12 protein-coding genes are annotated in these 17,405 nt (G+C 55.7%); 10 read left to right on the top strand and 2 right to left on the bottom strand.

Translation table 11 applies throughout. From position 1 onward, the window contains the following. Window positions 1-13: 13 nt before the first annotated feature. Window positions 14-2,482: an EAL domain-containing protein gene (locus FFI61_RS18030; protein WP_200371665.1), complete on the bottom strand. Its 2,469-nt coding sequence runs from the start codon at window positions 2,480-2,482 to the stop codon at window positions 14-16. A gap of 117 nt (window positions 2,483-2,599) precedes the next feature. Here FFI61_RS18030 and FFI61_RS15535 point away from each other — a divergent pair, with 117 nt between their 5' ends. The 8 genes from FFI61_RS15535 (at window position 2,600) to FFI61_RS15570 (ending at window position 13,947) form a co-directional block, all read left to right on the top strand. Next, entirely contained in the window at window positions 2,600-5,470 is a 2,871-nt protein-coding gene (locus tag FFI61_RS15535; RefSeq protein ID WP_200371666.1) for a class I adenylate cyclase, read from the top strand. Between the two features lie 70 nt (window positions 5,471-5,540). Continuing rightward, a complete protein-coding gene (gene lptM / locus FFI61_RS15540; RefSeq protein WP_227714976.1) occupies window positions 5,541-5,723 on the top strand; it encodes an LPS translocon maturation chaperone LptM in 183 nt (60 codons plus the stop codon). A 41-nt stretch (window positions 5,724-5,764) separates the two neighbouring features. Then, window positions 5,765-7,015, top strand: coding sequence for a diaminopimelate decarboxylase (gene lysA, locus FFI61_RS15545; RefSeq protein ID WP_200371667.1), 1,251 nt, complete (start codon window positions 5,765-5,767; stop codon window positions 7,013-7,015). 14 nt (window positions 7,016-7,029) lie between these two features. After that, complete coding sequence (gene dapF, locus FFI61_RS15550; protein WP_200371726.1) at window positions 7,030-7,953, top strand: diaminopimelate epimerase; 924 nt, start codon at window positions 7,030-7,032, stop codon at window positions 7,951-7,953. 16 nt (window positions 7,954-7,969) lie between these two features. Then, window positions 7,970-8,716 carry a DUF484 family protein gene (locus tag FFI61_RS15555; protein ID WP_200203325.1) on the top strand — a complete coding sequence of 249 codons (747 nt, stop codon included), beginning with the start codon at window positions 7,970-7,972 and terminating at the stop codon, window positions 8,714-8,716. A gap of 16 nt (window positions 8,717-8,732) precedes the next feature. Next, on the top strand, window positions 8,733-9,692 hold the full coding sequence (xerC, locus tag FFI61_RS15560) for a tyrosine recombinase XerC (RefSeq protein ID WP_227714977.1): 960 nt from the start codon (window positions 8,733-8,735) through the stop codon (window positions 9,690-9,692). Beyond that, window positions 9,692-11,137: a GGDEF domain-containing protein gene (locus FFI61_RS15565; protein WP_200371668.1), complete on the top strand. Its 1,446-nt coding sequence runs from the start codon at window positions 9,692-9,694 to the stop codon at window positions 11,135-11,137. Before xerC ends, FFI61_RS15565 begins: the two co-directional genes overlap by 1 nt. Window positions 11,138-11,163: 26 nt before the next feature. Continuing rightward, complete coding sequence (locus FFI61_RS15570) at window positions 11,164-13,947, top strand: ATP-binding protein (protein WP_200371669.1); 2,784 nt, start codon at window positions 11,164-11,166, stop codon at window positions 13,945-13,947. 6 nt (window positions 13,948-13,953) lie between these two features. On the opposite strand, the gene FFI61_RS15575 is transcribed toward FFI61_RS15570, so the two are convergent. Further along, the gene (locus tag FFI61_RS15575; RefSeq protein ID WP_200371670.1) at window positions 13,954-14,319 is read right to left on the bottom strand and encodes a hypothetical protein; all 366 of its coding nucleotides are present in this window, start codon (window positions 14,317-14,319) and stop codon (window positions 13,954-13,956) included. 227 nt (window positions 14,320-14,546) lie between these two features. Here FFI61_RS15575 and FFI61_RS17995 point away from each other — a divergent pair, with 227 nt between their 5' ends. Continuing rightward, window positions 14,547-15,140 carry a hypothetical protein gene (locus FFI61_RS17995; RefSeq protein WP_200203340.1) on the top strand — a complete coding sequence of 198 codons (594 nt, stop codon included), beginning with the start codon at window positions 14,547-14,549 and terminating at the stop codon, window positions 15,138-15,140. Window positions 15,141-15,147: 7 nt separating this feature from the next. Next, window positions 15,148-17,391, top strand: coding sequence for a patatin-like phospholipase family protein (locus FFI61_RS15585; RefSeq protein WP_200371671.1), 2,244 nt, complete (start codon window positions 15,148-15,150; stop codon window positions 17,389-17,391). Window positions 17,392-17,405 lie beyond the last annotated feature (14 nt).

Here is a 17,405-nt window from a genome sequence, read left to right on the forward strand (position 1 = left end):
TTGAGCCCGGGGCTTAGCCGCCGATTCGCCCGGTGGGAAGGTCTACCGCCACCGGCTTCAGTTCTGCCAGAGGTTTGGGTGGTCCAAGCCTGAATCCCTGGCCGAAATGAATGCCCAGCGTTCGGACCTTCCGGAGAATGTCATCGTTCTCGATAAAAGTTGCCACCGTTATTTTTCCTGCGTCCTGCGCAATCCGGTGCAGCGCCTCTACCATGACCTGCTGAACCGGGTCGGCTCCCAGTCTGAGCATCAGGCTGCGGTCGAGTTTGATTACGTCTATGGGCAGTTTTGCCGCCAGCCTGTAGCTCTCTACAGATGCGCCAGCACCATCCAGTGCTACGCGACAACCAATCCGGTGCAGGGCATCGCACAATACGGCCACTTCATCCGGGTACTGTGTTGCATGGGCCTCACAGATCTCAAGGCAGAAGGACTCTGCCGGGTAGTTTGAAGCCCCGAGAACAGATTCCATGAAGTCCGCAAAGGTGTCATCCAGCACGCTGGCTAGCGACAGGTTGAAACCGCAATATTTCAGCCTGGGCTCCAGTAACCTGTGTTCTCCCAGCCAGGTAAACGTTTGCAGTATGACTTGCCGGTCCAGTCGTTTGGCCAAATCAAAACGTTCTGCTACCGGCAGAAACTGGTCTGGTTGCAACCATTGTTCATGGGCACTGTTACCTGGAATTCGTGCGAGAATTTCGATGTGATCACCCCAGGTAACGCTGGCTACCGGCTTGAGCGGCTGGAACTCCAGTATCAGCGCCTGCCTGTCCAGGGCTTTTCGGATCCGGTCGACGAGTTCGTTGCTGTCGTTATGATCGGATTCCGGACGTGAGGCGTGGCCAGTATGAATCCGGTTCCGTCCCGATGTCTTGGCGTCATGGCATAAATCCGCTGCCTGCCCCAGCAGTTGCTCGGGGTTAGGGTATGTGTCTTTTCCCATGATCAACAGACCACCACTGGCGGTGGTTTGCAGTTGGTGCCCTTGCCACTCAAAAACAAAATCACGGATGAGGTTCAGAAGGTTGTCTGCAAGCTTACGGGCTGCAGACTCTGTGCAGTCTTCGATGAGTAGGGCGAAGGTATCACCGGCAAGTCGCGAAACTGTGTCCTGTGGCCTGCTCCGCACATCGAGAATGCTGGCCAGTTCCCTGAGATAGCGATCGCAGGCACCGTTTCCTGCAATGTTGTTGAAGTGCCCGAATGAGTCGAGGTTCAGATATAAAAGGCAACTGTCGACCGCATCGTCGCCAGCCTGTTCCACCTGCCGCTGAAGGCGAGCGACAAACTCCCTGCGGTTGGTGAGACCGGTAACCGGGTCGTGTCGGTATCTGTATTCGCTATCACCGGTTTTGCTGGCGCGGTTGCTGATATCGCTGGCTACAACCACAGCACCTGCGGTTTCGCTTTTTTCTGCACCGGAGTCCCCGATTTTGCTGTTTGTCAGGCGCTGGTAGTGAAATTCGTACACAGGCCACTCGCCGCTTTGTTGCGTGACAGGCATGTCGACAATAAAGCTGTCCTGCTCAAAGGCCCGGTGCCAGAGCTGTTCCGCCAAGTGCCGCTCGTTCGGGTGTTTTTCAAGCAGCTGGCGCAGGTTGTCTCCCACCTTGGGCGTGGCGCCAAATATGCTGCCAAACAATCGGGCATAGGGCGCGTTGAAGTGCAGCAGGTTAAGATTTTTGTCAACGGCAGCTATCAGCCCAGGGCTGGCGGCTGAGGTGGCATTCAGTATGTTTTCAGCTCTTGCGCAGGCCAGGTCGCGCTGCATTTCCCCCGTGCGATCGACCAGGGTTCCGCCAAGCTTTCGCACCCTGCCGCCGGTTTTAAGGGCTCGACCACTTAGCGTTGCGCGAATGTTTTTTTCTTTGGCTGTGAGCAAATGAAGCTCAATTGTGAAGGGTGCACCGGTGCGTGCGCATCTGCGGAACAGGGCCCGAACTCGTTCCTGGCCACTCTTGCAATAGAACAGCGCCTGCTCCGGTGTGATTTCTGTCCCCGGTTTCAGCTCCAGCAACCGATATAACCCTTCTGTCCAGGTCATTTGGTTACTGGTGACGTCCAGTTCCCATATTCCGAAGCCCGCAGCGCTTTCAGAAAAGCGTAGCAGGCGGGTGTCTATGGCGGAGTTTTCCTGTTGAGCAATGCGGGCGCTGGCGGCGCCATCTGAATCGCGCATGCTGATACGTAATGAAAGACTCGCCGTGTAGAAAAACCCTTCCTTGTGGCGAAAAGTGACCAGTACCGTTTGGCCGCTCTCGATACGGTGTCGATTGGCAGGTGCAAAGGGGTCGTCTTCTCTGGAAGCCAAGAACCGGTGTACCATAACGCCTTCCAGTTCGCTGGCATCGTATCCCAGTACAGCCTCGGCATTATTGTCTGCAAATAAAACCTTACCTTCGTCGTCAATACGCAACAGGGTCTGGCGACCGGTGCCACTGGATGTATCAGCACGATAACGCTGTATGACAAACTCTTTCACTGGGCCGGGCCTCGGGGTTTCTCAAGCGTATTCCGCTTTTAATTATTGATGGTTGTGCCACGATGAGTTCATCATACTGATAATTAAACCGGAAAGAACCTCTCCCCCGGAGCTGCCTTGACTGCTCACGCTACACCGATTGTCCTGGATTTTGATGAGGGCATTGATCGCAAAACCCTGCGCCGACTGCGGGACAGATTTCTCGTGCTTAACCGGCAGCGCTGGGAGCGAGCCCACTCGTCGCTTTCCTATCGACAGCAGGTGGTGCTGGAAATTTTGCCACTGGTGTTTCACACCAATCATCCCGCGCTGCCGGGCTATCTGGATGTTGATTGTCCTTACGGTCTGAGCCACTACCAGCCGGATTCAGCCATCATAAGTGCAGCACGGCGCCTGGCCCGTACCTTCAGCATGCGGGATGAAGGCAAACGCAGGGCCGACCTGGAGGCGCTGTTTCTGATGGGTAGCCCAGGCACCTTGGGCCATTCTGTTACCAGTGATCTTGATGTGTGGCTTTGCCATAGGGACGATCTTCACGGGCATGGGATCAGATTGCTGGAGCGTAAGGCTGAACGGTTAACTGAGTGGGCCCTGTCGTTTGGTATTGAGTTGCACGTGTTTGTATTTTCTGCGGCCGAATGGCGGGAAGGCCGGCAGCGGATAGAAGTGACGGGTGAGAACTGCGGTAGCGCCCAGCACTATTTACTGCTGGATGAATTCTACCGCACGGCCATCCATCTGGGTGGCTGTTATCCCATGTGGTGGCTGGTTCCCCCGGAGCAGGAAGGGCATTATCAGAAGTGCGTCGCTATGCTGGTGGACTATCGCTTTATTCGCGGCGATGCATATGTTGATTTTGGTGCTGTGCCATCCATACCGACCGGTGAATTTCTGGGAGCGGGAGTGTGGCAGCTCTACAAGGGAATCGATGCGCCCTGGAAGGCCATTCTGAAACTGCTGCTGATTGAATGCTATGCCCACACGCAGGATCTACCGGTCCTGTCGCTTATTTTCAAACAGGCAGTGTTCGATGGTGATACAGACGCGGATGATTTGGACCCCTATGTGATGCTCTATCAGCGCCTTGAACAGTGGCTTCTTAGTGACGGTGCCAGTTCGCGGTTGGATTTGGTGCGTCGCAGTCTGTATATCAAGGCGGGTCTGCCACTGACTCGCACCGGGATGGCGGGGCAGCAGGGGGTGGAGCCCTGGAGGGCTCGGCTGCTGAGGAGTCTGGTTGATGACTGGGGGTGGCAGCAAAACCAGCTTGAGTTGCTGGATAATCGTCACCGTTGGCGGGCAGAGGAGGCGTCTTCCCTGCGCCGAGTGGTGGTGTCGGAGCTGACCCACAGCTATAGGCTGCTGTCGAAAATGGCCCGTGATCACGGCGAGCAATCCGCTATCAGTGCAAACGATATCAACTTGCTTGGCCGCAAGCTCTACGCAGCATTCCAGCGCAAAGCCGGCAAGGTAGAGCAGATTAACCCGGGGTTGGTGCCATCACTGGCCGAGGAAAACCTGGCCTTTCATCATCAGTCAGAGCAAGGCGGCACAGGAACGGGCTGGCTGTTGTACAGGGATCTTGAGGACCCTTCGGACGCTTTCTGGCAACCGGTTATCCGGCGTTCGGGTAATCTCGCGGAACTGGTGGTCTGGTGCTACTGCAACGGCTTGCTCACCCGGGCAACTCGCCTCAACGTTCGTTCCGGGCAGGGCATTGCCTCCGTTAGCGAATTGCGGGAAATGCTGGATGCGCTTGCAGGATTTTTGCCATTTCCTGTCGAGCCTGCCGAGCGAGAGGCTCTTGCCCGTGGTGTTCGCCCTCTGCGCAACCTCCTGCTGATTAACGTAGGTGTTGATCCGCAATCCCACCTTACTGAGCGCGGCCTGCACAAGCTCAGTGCCAGGCATGACTCTCTGGGGTTCAGCGGCGGTCGCGAAAATCTGGTTGTTACCATTGACCAGATAACGCTCAACAGCTGGCAAGAGGTTAGCCTTCAGCACTATGCATCCGGGGACACCTTGATTCAGTGTCTGAAGAATGTTCTCGCTTCTGTGGCCATGGCGCCCCATAGCATTCCCGACCTTGAGGTACACAGCCATAACCGGGGGCATGGCAATGCTATCGCCAGGAGGGTGCGGGAGCTTTTTGCCGACGTGTTTCGCCAGTTCTTTGCAGGAGGAGCTGGTCCTCATCCCCTGCGTTATGTAATCGAAATGGATCTCCGGTATTTTTTGCTGGAATTCAGCGGCACCGAGCCCGGGTTTATGGCTCTGGAAAGCCGGGCTGCCTTGATGGAGTGCCTTGCTCAGCCTCGCGACACCTATTTGCCTGTTGTGTTTGACCGCCATGCATTGCTGGACGACCCGGGTTTGCGGGCCGCCTGCCAGGCGAGTGAGCCGGACAGCATTCAGGTGTTCTACAGGTTAAGGGGCGAAAAGGTTCTGATTCGGGTGATTGATGAGCGTGGATCTGTTTTTGGTTGGGATCAGCAGGTTGCTGGCCGACGCAATTTGCTGGCCCCATTGTTGCGCTTTCTGGAAAATCTGGTGGAAAGACGCACTTTGCGTAATACCGAAATGCCCGTAGGTCTTGCTGGAGTGCGTTGTTATGAGTTGGTTTCAAACAACGGAGTCTGGCGCCCGGAATATCGGCCGCAAACAGATGCCGGTTCGCCCCTGCCTGGATTTGAGGTGCAGGCTGTGGGCGTGCAGGAGGGTGATAGTCGCGTTCGCTTTGACCTTTACTGCGGTGAACAGGAGTTTACAGTGCTGCAATACGGTGACCAGCTGATTCCAGCTGTTGCTCACTATATTCACTCACTTCGGCAGAGCCGTGATCGTTATCCGGTTTACCTGACGGATGTGCACTTGCCCCACGATCTGGATCCGAGGGTGTATCAGCAGGATATACAGACCAGTCAGTACCTGTATTACCGGGCTTTTCTTGAGGATGCCCTGAACCGTGAACTGGAGTCATTTCTGTAGCTCGCCGGCCTCGCCGTGCAGGGCGTGGGTCAGGTATACTTTGGGCATTATGAACTCAGAGGTGTCAAGTATGCGCGCGAGGAAGATGCCGGTCGTGATACTGGTGATGGCAGCAGCACTGGGTGGCTGTGGTCAGAAAGGGCCGTTATACCGGGAAAGCCCGGAATCATCGTCCGAGCCAGTCGAGCAGGCAACCAGTGCCGCAACTCAGAGCGAGCGCCAGGACGACCAGGCAGATGCACTGGTTGAATAGCCCTGCACATACCAGACACCGATTTACGAATCAGGAATAAAATGGATTATTTCAACTACCGTGACGGCGAACTTTACGCCGAAGATGTACCTGTCTCCTCCATTGCTGAGCGTTTTGGTACGCCAGCTTATGTGTATTCCCGTGCCACACTGGAGCGCCATTACAGGGCCTATGATGAAGCCCTGAGTGAGCGCGAACTTCTTATCTGCTATGCCGTGAAAGCCAATAGCAATATTGCCGTGCTGAATGTGCTGGCACGCCTGGGTGCCGGTTTTGACATAGTGTCTGCGGGCGAACTGGAGCGGGTTTTGCGGGCCGGTGGCGACCCCGGCAAGGTAGTGTTTTCCGGAGTGGGCAAGCAGGAATGGGAAATGCGCAGGGCCCTGGAAGCAGGCGTTCGCTGCTTTAACGTGGAGTCTGACACCGAGCTGGACCGGCTTAATGCAGTTGCAGGCGAGTTGGGGGTTAAGGCGCCTATCTCGTTGCGAGTGAATCCGGATGTTGATGCCGGCACACACCCGTATATCTCTACGGGCCTGAAAGAGAACAAGTTCGGCATTGATATCGCGGAAGCGCTGGCCGTTTATGCCCGCGCTGCGACCTTGCCAAACCTGGAGATTTTAGGTGTGGATTGCCACATTGGATCCCAGCTTACATCTGTAACACCGTTCCTGGATGCGCTGGATCGTGTGCTGGAGCTGATTGACGCTTTGGCAGACAACGGTATTCATATCCGGCATCTGGATATGGGCGGTGGTTTGGGTGTTACCTACAATGATGAAACGCCGCCTCAGCCTGCTGAATACGTGAAAGCGCTGGATCAGCGTATTGGTGAACGTAACCTGACTCTCGTTCTTGAGCCCGGCCGTTCCATTGCCGCCAATGCCGGCATCCTGATTACCCGGGTTGAATTTCTGAAGTGCACTGAACATCGTAATTTCGCGATTATTGATGCAGCCATGAACGATCTGATCCGCCCTGCGCTGTATAGCGCCTGGCAGGCGATTGTCCCGGTGCAGCCTCATCAGGATGCAGAAGAAAAAATCTGGGATCTGGTTGGCCCTGTATGCGAAACCGGAGACTTTCTTGGCAAAGACCGGCCGCTCCAGCTCAAGGCGGGGGATCTCTTGGCGGTGCGCTCCGCTGGAGCCTATGGTTTCGTAATGAGCTCAAACTACAACACCCGTAACCGTCCGCCGGAATTGATGGTTGATGGTGACCAGGTGCACATTGTTCGTCACAGGGAAACCATTGAGGAACAGCTCGCGCCCGAAAATTGCCTGCCCGAATGAGTGATGGGCAGGATATGAACCCGCAGCGTCGCCATCAAGGGCAGGGGCCATTGCTCCGGTTCAGCAAAATGCATGGGCTGGGCAATGATTTCATGGTTGTTGATGCCATTAGCCAACCATTCAGGCTGCGCCCGGAAATGATTCGGGAACTGGCCGACCGGAATTTTGGTGTCGGTTTTGACCAACTTCTGGTTGTGGAGCCACCGGGTTTGCCCGATGTGGATTTCCGTTATCGGATATTCAATGCCGATGGCTCTGAGGTTGAGCAGTGTGGCAATGGCGCCCGGTGCTTTGCAAAGTTTGTCCGCGATCAGCGCCTGACAAACAAGAAGACCATCCGTGTGCAAACGGCCGGCGGCGTAATTGAGCTGCGAATAGCTAAAGACGGCATGGTCATGGTCAATATGGGCGTGCCTGAGCTGAACCCTCAGGCCATTCCTTTTGCCGCTGAGCACCGCAAGAACGTGTACACGGTGCAAGTGGGCGCAGAAACCGTTGAGCTCAGCGCGGTTTCCATGGGCAACCCCCACGGCGTTATTGTCGTTGAGGATGTGGATATTGCGCCAGTGGAGCACCTTGGGCCGCAACTGGAAAGCCATCCACAATTTCCCGAGCGGGGCAATATAGGGTTCTTGCAGGTTATCAGTCGGAACCATGTGCGCCTGCGGGTGTATGAACGCGGTTCTGGCGAAACCCTTGCATGTGGCAGCGGTGCCTGTGCGGCCGTTGTTGCAGGGCGCTTGCGCGGCCTGCTTGATGACCGCGTGGAGGTGGATCTCCGCGGCGGTCGGCTGGTCATCGAATGGAAGGGCGAAGGGTCGCCTGTTATGATGGAAGGCCCCGCAACAAGTGTATTTGAAGGGCAGCTGAGACTGCCCGGTGAATCAGGTGGTGCCCGGCGTAGAAGGCCCAGCCGCCCACACAAACAACGGATCTGATAGCCAGGAGAGCGCAATGACAGACCAAACGGCCCACCAGAAGGCCGGTAAGCTCACCCGGGAAGCGGTGGCTGAGTACCTGAGAGACAATCCCGATTTCTTTGTCGATCAGGACGAACTCCTGCGCAGTCTGACCTTGCCCCACGACAGTGGAAGGGCAATTTCCCTGGTGGAACGCCAGGTACACCTTTTCCGCGAACAGCGGGACACGCTTCGTCATGAGCTGGTTGAGCTGGTATCCATCGCCCGCCATAACGATCGCCTGTTTGAAAAGAGCAAGCGGTTGCTGATGCAGGTAATCGAAGCCCGCAATCTTATGGATATGGCTTCCACCATTGATGACAGCATTCGTGGTGATTTCGGTCTGGATGCAGCCTCTGTGATTCTGTTTGCTGATGCAGCGGTGGCTGGCAGTTCCCAGGGCGCACTGCACGTAGTGACTCCGGCAGAAGCCCAGGAGCATCTCGGCAACCTTCTGGAAGGCAGTCGAGCGGTCTGCGGCCAGTTCCGTGAGAACCAGCGGGAGTTTCTGTTTCCGGATCGCGACGACCCTATTGCGTCCGTGGCGCTGGTGCCTTTGCGTCATGAAGAGCTGGTGGGTGTTTTTGCGGTCGGCAGTTGTCAGCCCGGTTACTTCGATGAGCATATGGGCTCACTGTTCCTAAGCTACATCAGCGATACATTGAGCCGGCTCCTGCCCCCGATGGTGCGTCGCCACACCACTGCTGCCCCGGTCGCTGACCTTGCGACGGAGTCCCGCTAGAGTGGTTGCGGTGTCCATGCCAGCTCAAATACCTGATGAGCTGGGCGGGCACATGGCAGATTTCATGCAACACATGGCCTCCGAGAAGCGCCATTCCCCCCGAACCTGTGACAGTTACCAACAAGATCTGCAGCGCTTGGCGATTTGGCTCATGGAGCAGGGTAGCACTCAGTGGTGTGCTGTCAGCGGTCATGATCTTCGCCGTTACGTTGCTAACCTCAGTCGTCAGGGGCTCAGTGGTCGAAGCATTGCCCGCCACCTGTCAGCTGTAAGACGTTTCTATCAATACCTGTTACGGGAAGGTTTTGCCAAGGACAACCCGGCACTCGATATACGGGCACCCAAGAGCAGCCGTCGTCTGCCCCGCGTGGCCGACGTAGACCAGGTCAACTCTCTTCTTGATGCTGCACCGGATGATCCCCTGGAAGTGCGCGACAGATGCATGTTTGAACTGATGTATTCCTCCGGCCTGCGTCTTGCGGAATTGGCCAGCCTGGATGTTAATTCGGTTGACTGCAAAGCTGGCGAGGCACGGGTTGTGGGGAAGGGTGGGAAAACGCGACTGCTCCCGGTGGGGCGAAAAGCGCTTGACGCCATAAGCCAGTGGCTGCCTGTCCGTGCTGGGTTGGCTCCCGAAACAGAACCGGCGCTGTTTGTAAGCCGTCGGGGCGACCGAATCAGCCATCGCAGTGTTCAGGCCCGGCTCAGCCGCTGGGGCATTGTGAAAGGGGCAGATCAGAAGCTCCATCCACACATGCTAAGGCACTCGTTTGCAAGTCATATGCTTGAATCCAGTGGTGATTTGCGAGCGGTGCAAGAATTACTGGGTCATGCGGACATAGCCACAACTCAGGTCTATACTCATTTAGATTTCCAGCATTTGGCTCGGGTTTATGACCAGAGTCATCCCAGAGCGCGCCGACGCAGTTCCCGGGGCCGCGACGACCAGAACGCCGGACAGGAAGGAAACACTTGATGTCATCCGATCAAACCTGGAAAACCAAGTACTTCCAGGAACTTGAGTCTGCAGAGCAGCGGGAGGCGCATTGGAAAGCCGAGCGCAATGCACTGGAGCGTATGTTGGTGCGTACCAGTCTCGCATCTGCGGGCCAAACAGCGGAACTCGATCTCCTGCTTGACCAAATCCGGTCGGATCTTCGCAAAAGCAAAGTGGATGTAGACAGCTGGCGGAAACTGCAGGAGCAGATCGATCGCCAGGTTGCTCTGCTCGATGATGCACCAGCTCCGGTAACCAGGAATTCCCAGCCGTCTGCTGTCCCGGAACCGTCTTTGTCAGCAACAGAAGAGCCCCCGGTAGACGTTGCGGATGAAACCGATCAGCCAGTGCCGGTCGCGGATGTTGAAGAACAAAGCCAGCGCCTGCGGATTGCCCGGCGTGTCGGGCACCTCCTTGGCCAGTTACTCAGCCAGGTTTCCCTGGAACCGGACGCCGAAGCCCGTGCGCGAAATCTTCAGAGAGCGCTGCTCTCCAGCGATGACTGGGATGAGTTAAGAGAAGGTTTGAATCAGGTTGCAGATTTGATTGTTGCGGCTGTAACCCGCAGCCAAAGGGAGTTTGAAGCCTTCCTCAAACGTCTGGATGAGCGCCTGGCGATGCTGCAGGAGCATTTCTCCGTTCAGTCATCAGCGCAGACTGAACGCGAGGCTGCAGCGGAAGCGCTTGACCGTAATATTCGTAATGAGATTGAACAGGTTGGCCAACATATCGAAGCCAGCGGTGATTTACAGGAACTGAAACTGTCTGTTACCAGCCATCTCGAATCGATTGGCGAGGCGGTTGGCCGCTTCCGGGTTGAAGAAACAGAACGGGAAAAAATGTTATCTGAACAACTGATGGCCATGCAGGAAAAGATGGTCATCATGGAAACGCATGCTGAGCAGATGCGCGGGCAGATGCGCAAGGAACGTGAGCGGGCGGTGACAGACTTGCTTACGCAATTGCCTAATCGAGAGGCCTGGCAAGAGCGACTGTCATTCGAGTACAACCGCTGGAAGCGTTATCAGTACCCGCTAACAGTGGGTGTTCTGGATATCGATTTATTCAAACGGATAAACGATTCCTATGGGCACAAGGCCGGGGACAGGGTGCTTCAACTGGTGGCCCGGGAAATCAGAAACAGGTTGCGCAAAACGGATTTCGTCGCCCGTTTTGGCGGTGAAGAATTCGCGCTGCTGTTTCCGGAAACGCCTCCTGAAAATGCTCAAGCTGTTCTGGACAAACTTCGTGCCCACGTCAGCGCCTTGCCGTTTCATTTTGGCGGTGAACCGGTAACGGTTACCTTCTCTGGAGGGGTGGCAGGCTTTGGCCCCGATGACACTGAAGAAACGGTCTTTGACAGAGCCGACAAGGCGCTCTACCTTGCCAAAGACAGCGGCCGGAATTGCATCAGGATCGGCTAGTGCAGTACAACTTTTCAGGACATCCCGTGAAGGTCTCCCTTCTGTTTTTAACATACTTGTTGCTGCTGGTTTTTCAGTCCGCTGCATGGGCAGACCCTCCCCAGGCTTCGCCGGCACCCGTATTGGGCAGTAAAGACCTGAGCTGGATCAGCGAGCAGAAGGAGCTCAGGGTCGGTGTTCGTGCGGACCAGGTGCCCCTGGTGTTTGATACCGGAAATGGCACCCTTGCCGGCACCTACATCGACTACCTTGCCCGGCTATCCGACAAACTCGACCTGCCCATTGAACCTGTTGTGATAGGCGCTGACAGCAGCGCCGAGCCGCAGTTTGAGTCACCTGAAATCGATGCGCTTCTGACCACCAGAGTTCCAGGCTCGCCAGTGCCCGGTGGAAAACGTTTTACCACCCCCCTGATGACCCTCACCTATGGCCTGTTTGTGAGCGCAGGTGATGCCGCTATCCGCTCATTGGCGGATCTTGAAAGCGGTCGTATAGCGGTTTTGGAGGGCGACCCCAACCAGTACAGCATGCTGGATACTGTTGAAAAGTTTACGCCGGTACCTGTTCAGAGCCTGGGGGAAGCTGTCAGTCAGGTACTGTCGGGCCAGGCCGATGCCTTTCTCGGGCCGGTGCCGGTGGTTTCCGACTACCTTCAGTCTGCCATGATTAATGGTATCGGGCTTTCGATGTTGCTTGATCAGAAATCAGTTGATGTGGTGTTTCAGGTAGATGAGCGCAATGAGCCTTTGTTCCGGGTATTGGATAAAACCGTAGAGGCCATAAGCCATAATGAGCACCGCGTGATCCGGCAGTCCTGGCTGCAAGTGGATCTTACTGCGCTGGAGCAAAGTGGTGTGGAGCTCTCCGGTTCCGACCTTGAATGGCTCAAACGTCACCCTGATCTTAAGGTTGCTTTCCGTTCTGACTGGCCGCCATTTGAATACGCCCAGGATGGTCGCGCCACAGGCTTGGTACCAGACCTGGTCGCGCGGCTGGAGAATCAGCTGGGCGTGCGGTTTGAACGAAAAATACTGGAAGACCGCGTGGTTGCAGAGCAGGCACTGATGTCCGGGGAAGTGGATATTCTGCCCGGCTTGTCACGCACCCCAAGAACGGAAGAGTCGTTTCTGTTTACCCGGGCTTATGTGAATGTGCCAATTGCCTTGGCGATACGGGATGACGGGCGCTTTATCGGGGACCTGAGGGAGCTGCGCAGAGAGCGTGTGGGCGTGGTTAATCGCCATGCCGCCCACGATTACCTGCTTATCAATCATCCAAACCTCGACCTTTACCCGATGGCGACGATAGAAGCCGGGTTGCTTGCGCTGTCCAACGGCGATCTTGATGTCATGGTGACCCATATCCCGGCCGTCAGTTATACCGTTGCCAGATTGGGGCTTTCGAATCTTCGGATCACCAGTATCACTCCCTATCAGTACGATCTCCGTCTTGCAGTGCGAAACGATAGCCCGGAGCTTCATCGAATCCTGAATAAGGCCCTGGGTAGTCTCAAACCAGCAGAAACCGAGGCTATCTACAACCGCTGGATCCATCTCGATATCGAGCAGGAAACCGACTACACAGTGGTTCGCCGGGTTGTTCTGATCGCTATAGTGGTTGTGCTGATATTTCTTTATTGGAACCGCAAGCTCTCACGGGAGGTAGACGAGCGGATTCGTTCAGAAAACGCCTTGCGCCGGAGTGAAGATGAACTGAGAGCAGCAAAGCTGGAGGCGGAGCGTCTGGCTCGAAAGGCTGAAGCTGCCAGCCGCACCAAGAGCGAGTTTTTGGCCAATATGTCCCATGAAATCCGAACACCCATGAATGCGGTGATCGGTTATAGCGATCTGCTAAGTAACACCGTTACGGACCCTCAGCAGCGCAACTATCTGGACGCCATCCGGGCGGGCAGCCGAAGCTTGCTGATGCTGATTAACGATATTCTTGATCTGTCCCGAATTGAGGCCGGCAAAATGCGGTTGGATTATTCCCCCGTTTCCGTCCGCCGGTTGCTTGATGATGTGCGGCATATTTTTGATCTGCGTGCCCGTGAGCAAGGCATCACACTGGAAGTCAGTGTTGGCTCGGATATGCCAGTCGCCATGATGCTGGATGAAACGCGGTTTCGGCAGGTGCTGTTTAACCTGGTGGGTAACGCCATCAAGTTTACCCATGAGGGTGGGGTGACTGTGCGGGCAACAGTCAAACCGGTTCACGGCAAAGCCGGAGAAACACCCGAGCAGCAAAGCTATCGGCTCACCATCAAGGTGAAAGATTCGGGAATCGGCATCCCCCCCGACCAGCTTGAGCGTATTTTTGACGCCTTTGAGCAGCAGGAAGGACAAAACACCCGCCGCTATGGAGGCACCGGACTCGGGCTTGCCATTAGCCGTAAGCTGGCCCAGATGATGGGCGGAGAGTTAAGTGTGGATAGTGAGCCGGGGAATGGTTCTGTTTTTACACTCACCCTTCCTGACGTTCAGGCAACAGGAGATCAGGCTGAGGACGAAGGTGAAACCAAAGAATCTGAAAGGCTTTTGGCCCAAACGCTGAGTATTCAGGAACGGGGCTGGCTGAAAGAACAGCTCACGACTGACTTCGGTGACGAATGGGAAGCTGTTCGGGAAAGCGGTGATCCTGAAGAAATGAATGACTTTGCTCGCCGGGTATTGGAGTGGGGCGAACGTTATCGCTCACGGTCTGTAACGCGATACGGTGAGAAGTTGAAGGCTGATGTGGAAGCCTTCAATCTGGACGCTGTTAACAGTGCGCTTGATGCCTTCCCGAAACTGCTGGGCCGGGAAGATTAAGCAAGTTTACAGGCAGTCGAACTGGGAGCGGCGGTCAAAAGCTACAGAAACCATGTCATAGCCGGAGTCTGAAAGGCTGCGAACCAGTTCGCGGTCTTTCAGTAATGCCATACAGACTTTGTGAACACTGGCCTGGAGATGCTCTGCTGCTGGCTGGCTTGCGGCAAGGCGAAAGTCGACCACGAGATACTTGCGATCAATGGCAGAAGTGAGCGGGATGTCTTCGCGTTCAATACTTTCAAAACCGATATAAGTTGCCTGGTCCAGAGGAAATACCTGACTCATAACAATGTCCAGGTTTTCCGCTTGTGCCAGGGGCGCGCAGAGTATGATTGCAGTGGCTGCCGAACGGATCAGGTTTTGAATAGTCATGGCGGCAGCTCCCCCGGTGTACTTTTTTGTTGGTGCGTAACGAAGTGTAATGTTTGGTTAAGTTTGATTATTGCAAATACTGTCGCCTATTGCGCGAGATTAGGTCTACCTTTTTCAATTGTTTGCAGTTTGCATACATTTAAGCGATATGTTCCGCGGACGGGGGCTCCCCTGACACTGCGCTATCTACTATCATGAAATGAAAACCGACGGCAGGAGAGTTGCCCATGTTTCAGCTTGTGTTCAAGGGCGAGTGTGCCTCTGGCACCGATATGACAACAGCGCGGAACAACGCCCGCACGCTGTTTAAAGCCAGCGTTGAGCAAATAGAGCGCATGTTCAGCGGTAGCCCTGTAGTGATCCGCAACAAGTTGGATGAAGATCAGGCTGAAAAGTACCGCCAGGTGCTACACAAGCACGGCATGGTTGCCTATGTTCAACCCATGCCTGGAAGCCAGCCGCAGGCAAGACCTGCACCAGCGCCTGTACCCGCCCCCGAGCCCCAGCCAGCTAGCGCTGCTCCAGCTCCCGCAAAAGCAGCTTCCGGTTCGGCTACACCTGCGGTTGAGCCTGGTGATCGTTTGCCGGTGGCAGGCGACAAGGTTGATGACATCCTTGCGGGGTCAGCTCTTGGGCTCGACCCTGTCGGGGTAACTCTGGTGGAGCCAGAGGAAGTCGAGCCTCCCATGTTCCAGCATCTTGACGACTGGACGCTGGCACCCCCGGGGAGCGACATAGGTGTTGAAAGGGATCTTCCGCCACCTATGGTGCCAGATGTGTCTCATCTTTCGCTGGTAGACGATGAGTCGAAGAAAAAGTGAATATGGGATGCATGGAGTTTCTCGGGTTTTGACGCCCTATTCATTGCTGGCCCTCACCTGGCTAATTTTGGTATCCCCTCTATCTTTCGCTGCAACGGCCAGCGATGCAGCAGCAGAACGCCCTCGCGTAGGTTTGGTGCTTAGTGGTGGTGGAGCCAAAGGCATGGCCCACGTAGGCGTGCTCCGGGTGTTGGAAGAAATGAAAATCCCGGTGGACTTTGTGGTGGGAACCAGCGCCGGCTCAGCAGTGGGCGCACTTTACGCCTCTGGCATGCCGGTAGGAGAAATCGAGCAGCGATTTATCCAGTTGGACTGGTTGTCGAGCTTTCGGGATGATCCCGGTCGGGCGTACAAACCGGTTCGCCGGAAGCAGGTAGACTGGCGATTTCCCGTAACGCCGGGGCTTGGTGTCAGTTCGGATGGCTTGCACCTGGGTGCCGGCATTATTGCGGGCCAGAATCTTGGTTTTATACTCAACGAGCTGACCCATAGCGTTGCCCTGGTCGAGGATTTCGATCGTTTACCCATTCCTTTTCGTGCTGTTGCGACCGACCTGGAAACCGGTGATATGGTGGTGCTTGGCCATGGTCATCTTGCGACGGCCGTGCGTGCCAGTATGAGCATCCCTGGGGTATACGCTCCGGTCAACCTTGATGGCCGTTTGCTGGTGGATGGCGGCATTGCGAACAACTTGCCGGTCAGTGTTGCTCGCGAAATGGGTGCTGACATCATCATTGCGGTTGATATTACAAACGAATTGATGGGGTCGGATCAGTTGCGCGAAGCCTTCTCTGTGTTTGACCAGTTGACCACGATCATGACCCGGCGCAATGCCGATCAACAGCTAGGGTTGCTGGGAGCCAAAGACGTGCTTATCCGGCCAGATCTGGAAGGTCATGGTTCGGCAGACTTTTTTAACGGCCCGATACTGTTTGAGCTGGGCGCCACAGGCGCCCGCGCGCATGCAGTGGAACTCAACCCCCTGTCCGCATCTGATGAAGCCTGGCGTGCATACAAGTCGCGACTGGTCTCTGCCAGTCACAGTGCAGGATTGATCGTCGGAATTGAGATTGAACATGATCGCCGGCTGGGCCAGGAGTTCCTTAGGGAGCGAATACGGCAGAAAATCGGCGAGCCACTGGATGTGGAGGCTCTGGAGGCAGATCTGAAGCGCATCTATGGGCTGGGCTATTACGAAATTGTGTCCTACTCCCAGTCTCCGTCACCAGATGCAGATGGAACGCTGTTGATCATCAAGGTTCAGGAGAAAAGCTGGGGTCCTAATTACCTGTCATTTGGTCTGAACTATGAAGACAATTTTGACGGTGATACCCGCTTTAATCTTGCGGCATCTGTGCGAATGACCGAGTTGAATGAGCTTGGAGGTGAATGGCAAACCGGAGCGCAGCTTGGCACGGAGCCTTTCATAAGAACCCAGTGGTACCAGCCGATCGATTATGGCTTTGAGCGGTTTTTGCTGGCGGGTGCCGAGTATGCCCGCGACACCGTGAGCGTATATGATTCCGGAGGTAAGCGTGTTGCCGAGCTGGACGTGACGCTCCGCCAGGCGGATCTTGGCTTGGGAATGGAGCTCGGCAGAAACTCCCAGGCCAGCTTCACTTATGCCCGTGGTTACGCCACCGTGGACAAACAGGTGGGTGCGCCAGTCGCGCCCGAAGACGCAGTTCACCAGGGCAATGTCAGCCTCCAGTTGCTGCACGACTCCCTGGACGATGCGTTCTTCCCGAGAGAAGGAGCCTTTGCCGGAATCCGTGGCCGTGTTGAGCGTGAAGATCTGGGGTCAGACCGACATTTCGACGCGATAACGGGGATGGCGCTGGGCACGGGAAGCTGGAAAGAGTTTACCCTGACAGGGCTGCTCTATGCTCACACGGTGACCCGTGGGAATGCGGGAATTGAGAACACTGTCCGCCTGGGTGGTTTCCGGCGGTTATCTGCATACGCTCCAGGTCAGATTACCGGTGACAGTGCCGCTATGGCGTCGGTTTATGCCCGGCAGACATTCGGTGGCCCGATTACGCCCTGGTTTGCAGGGATGGGCCTTGAGACGGGGAATGCCTGGGATTCCCTCAGTGATGCCGGGTGGAATAGCTCGGTGAAATCCTGGAGTGTCTTTGCTGGTGTCGATACCTTCCTCGGTCCTGTGCAGTTAGCTACTGCCTACAGTAGTAAAGACAGCTGGGCGGTTTACCTGAATATCGGCTTTTCGTTTACCCAACTTTTTTATTAAGTCGACCCGGCAGG

It is taken from the genome of Marinobacter sp. DY40_1A1 (genome assembly GCF_016597815.1).
Classification (GTDB): Bacteria; Pseudomonadota; Gammaproteobacteria; order Pseudomonadales; family Oleiphilaceae; genus Marinobacter; species Marinobacter xiaoshiensis.

What these genes read in the sequence shown, in the direction of transcription:
- lptM (WP_227714976.1), top strand. Translation starts at nt 5,541, where the DNA reads ATGCGCGCGAGGAAGATGCCGGTCGTGATACTGGTGATGGCAGCAGCA.
- lysA (WP_200371667.1), top strand. Translation starts at nt 5,765, where the DNA reads ATGGATTATTTCAACTACCGTGACGGCGAACTTTACGCCGAAGATGTA.
- dapF (WP_200371726.1), top strand. Translation starts at nt 7,030, where the DNA reads ATGAACCCGCAGCGTCGCCATCAAGGGCAGGGGCCATTGCTCCGGTTC.
- FFI61_RS15555 (WP_200203325.1), top strand. Translation starts at nt 7,970, where the DNA reads ATGACAGACCAAACGGCCCACCAGAAGGCCGGTAAGCTCACCCGGGAA.
- xerC (WP_227714977.1), top strand. Translation starts at nt 8,733, where the DNA reads ATGCCAGCTCAAATACCTGATGAGCTGGGCGGGCACATGGCAGATTTC.
- FFI61_RS15565 (WP_200371668.1), top strand. Translation starts at nt 9,692, where the DNA reads ATGTCATCCGATCAAACCTGGAAAACCAAGTACTTCCAGGAACTTGAG.
- FFI61_RS15575 (WP_200371670.1), bottom strand. Translation starts at nt 14,319, where the DNA reads ATGACTATTCAAAACCTGATCCGTTCGGCAGCCACTGCAATCATACTC.
- FFI61_RS17995 (WP_200203340.1), top strand. Translation starts at nt 14,547, where the DNA reads ATGTTTCAGCTTGTGTTCAAGGGCGAGTGTGCCTCTGGCACCGATATG.
- FFI61_RS15585 (WP_200371671.1), top strand. Translation starts at nt 15,148, where the DNA reads ATGCATGGAGTTTCTCGGGTTTTGACGCCCTATTCATTGCTGGCCCTC.